At 45.5% G+C, this 4402-nt stretch carries 4 protein-coding genes; 2 read left to right on the forward strand and 2 right to left on the reverse strand.

Going from position 1 to position 4402, the window contains the following annotated elements; translation table 11 throughout:
- Positions 1 to 40: 40 nt before the first annotated feature.
- Both cruG and cruF read right to left on the reverse strand, forming a co-directional pair.
- Positions 41 to 1255, reverse strand: a complete 1215-nt coding sequence (gene cruG / locus PN499_RS14280) for a 2'-O-glycosyltransferase CruG (RefSeq protein ID WP_272032638.1) — start codon at positions 1253 to 1255, stop codon at positions 41 to 43.
- 307 nt (positions 1256 to 1562) lie between these two features.
- On the reverse strand, positions 1563 to 2501 hold the full coding sequence (cruF, locus tag PN499_RS14285; protein WP_272032639.1) for a gamma-carotene 1'-hydroxylase CruF: 939 nt from the start codon (positions 2499 to 2501) through the stop codon (positions 1563 to 1565).
- Positions 2502 to 2910: 409 nt separating this feature from the next.
- Here cruF and PN499_RS14290 point away from each other — a divergent pair, with 409 nt between their 5' ends.
- Both PN499_RS14290 and PN499_RS14295 read left to right on the forward strand, forming a co-directional pair.
- Positions 2911 to 3162 carry a hypothetical protein gene (locus tag PN499_RS14290; RefSeq protein WP_272032640.1) on the forward strand — a complete coding sequence of 84 codons (252 nt, stop codon included), beginning with the start codon at positions 2911 to 2913 and terminating at the stop codon, positions 3160 to 3162.
- Between the two features lie 537 nt (positions 3163 to 3699).
- Positions 3700 to 4317, forward strand: coding sequence for an ATP-binding protein (locus PN499_RS14295; protein ID WP_272032641.1), 618 nt, complete (start codon positions 3700 to 3702; stop codon positions 4315 to 4317).
- Positions 4318 to 4402: the final 85 nt, after the last annotated feature.

A 4402-nucleotide genomic window follows, 5' to 3' on the forward strand; every position in this document is an offset into this window, starting at 1 on the left:
CCCTCTCTTCCCCTAGCCCCTAGCCCCTAGCCCCTAACCCCTAGTTATAACTCCTACCCCGCCATTGAGTAGGCTTGTTAATAGCAGAGAGTAGAATTCGTAAAAAGGCTAAGGGATCGGCGAGAGGAGAAAGCCAAAATATCCACTTAGATTGTGCCTGCGTGCGGTCATAAGAGGGTGCGATCGCAAAGCACAAAGCCACCCTAATTGCCAGCAAAAAAAGGTTTAATCCTAACAAAAGCACAGAAGGCGATGGAGACAGAGAAAAAGGTAAAGACAAAAATAAATAGCTCAATAAAATTGGTATCGGTAAGCCTTGAACTGCTAATAACAGCCACAAATCCCCCCATATTTGGGCCTGAGAAGAAGCATCTTTTAAGTCAAGCGATCGCCCCCACTCCTTCCAAGTTTCAAGGGCTCCCTCATACATCCGCACCTTCAAAACCTTCGCACCGTCCAAAAACCCGACTTTAAACCCAACAGAGGCGGCAAAACGAGCCAGGGTGACATCATCGCAAAAAGAACCTTTTGCGGCTGTATAGCCCCCTAATTGAGCTAAAACCGATCGCTTACACAAAAAACACTGACCATTTGCCATTACTCGTTCCGCCGATTCCGCCCCCGTACCCGTCGGCCCAAAACGATAAACTAAAGTCATCAGCAAGGCGGGTTGCAGCCATAATTCTCCGGGATATTTAAGGATAAACTGCGGCGAAAGGGAAATTAAATCGTAACCCTCAGTAGCCGCTGTCTTGAGCAAACTGGCAATTAAACCGGGATGGGGTTGCGTATCTGCATCTATGCCTACAATCCACTCACTACGATCGGAACTGTTCAAAAAACCTGTATGCAAAGCCCAAGGGCGGCCCACCCAGCCAGGAGGTAAAGGATCGTCGTTAATCAAGCGAAACCGAGGGTCATTTTGTCCCGTAGCTTTGACTAAATCCCCCGTTCCATCTTCGGAATAACTATCAACGACTATTACTTCCCGAAGTTCGTAACTTTGGTGAGTTAATCCCGCTAGACAAGGTGAAATGCGATCGGCTTCGTTTAAAGTCGGTACGATCGCGCTACAAGTACCTACCAAATCTGGGGTTGGTGACTGCGGTTCCAAGGGTGGATAGCGGGAGGGCCCTTTCATCAACCGCGATAAGAGAATAGCTACTGCTGGTAATTGCAGCACTAGCAGTGCCACACTGGCAATTTCGATCGATAAATCAGGGGAGGATAGGTAATGGGCGAGGGAAAGAATCAAAGATTTAGATTGGAAATTTAAGTAGTGGTTTCACATTCTACCAGGACTAGGGGAACCCAGTTTCCTCAAGAAACCGGGTTTGCGATCTAGATTGAATCATCCTAGTGGAACCCGCCAGGGGTTGAAGCCCCTGACTAATAGCTCAAGTCGTCCTCAGACGACTAACATAATATCTTTTAGTCGGTTTTAACCGACTTTAACTATGAGACAGGGGTTTTAACCCCTGACGGACTATAGTTTTTTGGGGGATTGAGAATGTCCTAACCGTTGTGGCGGTTGCTATAGTTGGTCGCTCCCCATTTTCTCTTTATTTTCGCAATCCCACTGGCTGAGGCGCAATTTCAGCCTTGATAGGGGATTGATCCTGATAGGAGATTGTTTCAGCCGCTTCTTTGGCTTGAGGCTTGGCCATCCACGACAAAGCTATAGCCGGAACTACACCCAAAAATACGGCTAGTAATGTTGGGAACCAGAACCGGGAATCTAGGGAGGTGATGGTAATAATTGCTCCGAAGGCGAAGTTAATCAAATAAACAACTAGGGGCAAACCTAATTGCGATCGCTGCAATACATTGGGTGTCTTCCTCCAGAAAAATGCTGCCACACTCATAAACAGTGCTCCTGTACCCATCCACCCTGCCAGGTTGCGGTAGGGCATTCCAAAGAAGGCTCCCGGCTCTTCAAACTCCCAGAAAGGTACGATCGTCTGGCTCATGGCGGGATCGAGGACAAAATCCCAAGATGTGAGTAGTAATGCACCAAAGGCGATCGCTGCGATTTGGCGCACCCAGTTGAGTTTGCCATCTTTACCAGCTACTCCCGCCCGGGCGATCGCGTAGCAAACCAATCCTAGATAAAACCATGACAGCGGAATTGTAAAAGGGACTAGCCCCGCAATCTTATAGCCCAAACCACTGAGATAGTGGTAGTGCCCAAAGGGAAAACCTGTACTCGTTCCTAGTAACTCGCTCCCCAGCGATAAAAACACGGAGGGTAGCATAAAGCTCAAAGTCGCCCCTAGCCCTAATGTGCGATAGGCATAGAGAGCAACCGCCGCTGCACCGAAGATAATGTACACTACTCCACCCCCAGCCATCCCCCACTGAAACAGAACTTGTCCAGCAGGTGGCAAGTTCATAATCAATTCGGGACGGGGTATCACCACCAACAACCCCGCCAGTCCAAAAGCCATTGAGACGATGTGGGCAATGAGGCAGAAACGCTCGGCAATCACAAGTTGCTTCATGGGACTCCTTGAAAAAATATCAGAGGCGCAAAGGACTCCATAATAGTTTACAAATCTTTAAGAACAATCTACCGACAAGTCATAGTTTCTGCGGCAATGATAAGTTTTATTAATGTCTTTGTTAACAAATCCAGGGCTTACGCATTACAGTGCTGCCGCCGCCTCAGCACGATCGCGATCGCCAGAGGGCAGTCTTACTGCTATCTATAAGTCTTTTTCCTTCGACCTTCGACCTTCTGCCTCCTGGCTCCTGCCTTCTGCCTCCTGGCTCCTGGCTCCTGGCTCCTGGCTCCTGGCTCCTGGCTCCTGCTAAGCAATTTAGCTTAATCTTTTTAGGTCAAATAGACAATGTATTGAAGAGAAAGTAGAAAGATAATGAATACAGCAACAGAAAAGGAGATGACAATTCATGTCCACCAACAACCACCTCCTGCCGCTGCAAGAAGTAATCAGCAAAATTTTAACATCCCGCCAAGTTAGCGGTATGGACTTCAATCTTTTGAGCTTAGCGTTGCTATCAGATATTCTGGACGACGAAGAAAAAAACTTAGTTCACAGAGTATTTTATGCTTTGCGGAGAGACTGGTTAATTTTAATTGATATCTCTGATGAACAACTGAAGTCTATCAAGTCTTGGCTCCAAACTAATGTATTTTGCTAAAGCCTAGTTTTTAAGCACTCCTAATTGACACTCCTGTAACTTTAGGATAAAGAATGAAAAATTCCCATGAATTTTTCATTCTTTGTTTTTCATTTTTCATTTTTTATTTAAAGTAAATTTACTTCAAAGGCGGCGCTACCCTCGCTCTCCCTATAGGTATCTAGGTTTGAGGCTCCGATGCTTAGTGGCTAATGGGGGTGATTCCTCATGGCTATTGTCCCCCAACCTATTTGACTATACCAGTAGTATAATAGTGAGCGCCCTTGAAAATGTTGCCCTGTTCGCAGCAATTACTCCTAAAACACTGCGATCGCGATTGCCAATGGTAGTGTATAAATATAGGGTGCGATTCGTTTCCTCGAAACAGTAGAAATACTCAGGGATGAAAGGCTAAGTTCATAAAATTTTGCCAACTTAGCAAGCGATCGGCACGAGCTGCCAAGCCCTGAGATTTATAAAGATTTGTAAAAAAAAGAAGCCTCCGATGGAAACGTGAGTTTTAATCCAGCCAATACCATAACATAAGGAGATTTAAAGATGTCGTTTAATATAGATGAAATCCCCGAAGGGGGAAGAGGCATAAAACTCATGTGGCAGTTAGCAGATGAGCTAAGTTATACGCGCACTGCGGCTAGTCGAAATTGTTTGAGGATTACCAAAACTTATGAAGAAATAATTTCTCTACCCCCCAATCTCGAAAAAAGGAAGATTTTAGATCGGTTAATAGAGTTTCTCTACCCCTGGAACTTCTCAAAAGACAAAGATAATCCCGAACTGAGTGGCGACTTACTTATAAAAAAAATTCGCCTCCAAGTCAAGACTGAGCTGAGTGCTTTGAATGAAGTTTTGCAGTGGTACGATCAGTTAGGTAAGTTACCAATTCCTAAATTAGTTTGGTGGAAGTGCCAGCTAGCTCTAGCCGAAGGTTTTACTAATGCGGTGCGTCACGCTCATCGGGGTATGCCTTTGGAAACTCCTATCAAACTGGAAATCTGGGTATTTAAGGGACGGTTAGAAATCAGAATTTGGGATTGCGGACAGCCATTTGATTTGGAGGCTAAGGTGAGAGAAATTAGGGAAGTAGAGCAAATAAGTTGCTTTGAATCTGAAGGTTTAATCGGCGATCGGCTGGTGCCGAGTACAGTAGAAAATTAAAATTGTAAGATTTAAAACTGCATTCCTCTGAGGAATGTTAAAGCAACCGCTAAGATGGTGGAGAAATATTTCCGTAACGCCGCCC

Origin of the sequence: Kamptonema animale CS-326 (assembly GCF_028330895.1) — a bacterium.
Classification (GTDB): Bacteria; Cyanobacteriota; Cyanobacteriia; order Cyanobacteriales; family Microcoleaceae; genus Kamptonema; species Kamptonema formosum.

What these genes read in the sequence shown, in the direction of transcription:
- cruF (WP_272032639.1), bottom strand. Translation starts at nt 2,501, where the DNA reads ATGAAGCAACTTGTGATTGCCGAGCGTTTCTGCCTCATTGCCCACATC.
- PN499_RS14290 (WP_272032640.1), top strand. Translation starts at nt 2,911, where the DNA reads ATGTCCACCAACAACCACCTCCTGCCGCTGCAAGAAGTAATCAGCAAA.
- PN499_RS14295 (WP_272032641.1), top strand. Translation starts at nt 3,700, where the DNA reads ATGTCGTTTAATATAGATGAAATCCCCGAAGGGGGAAGAGGCATAAAA.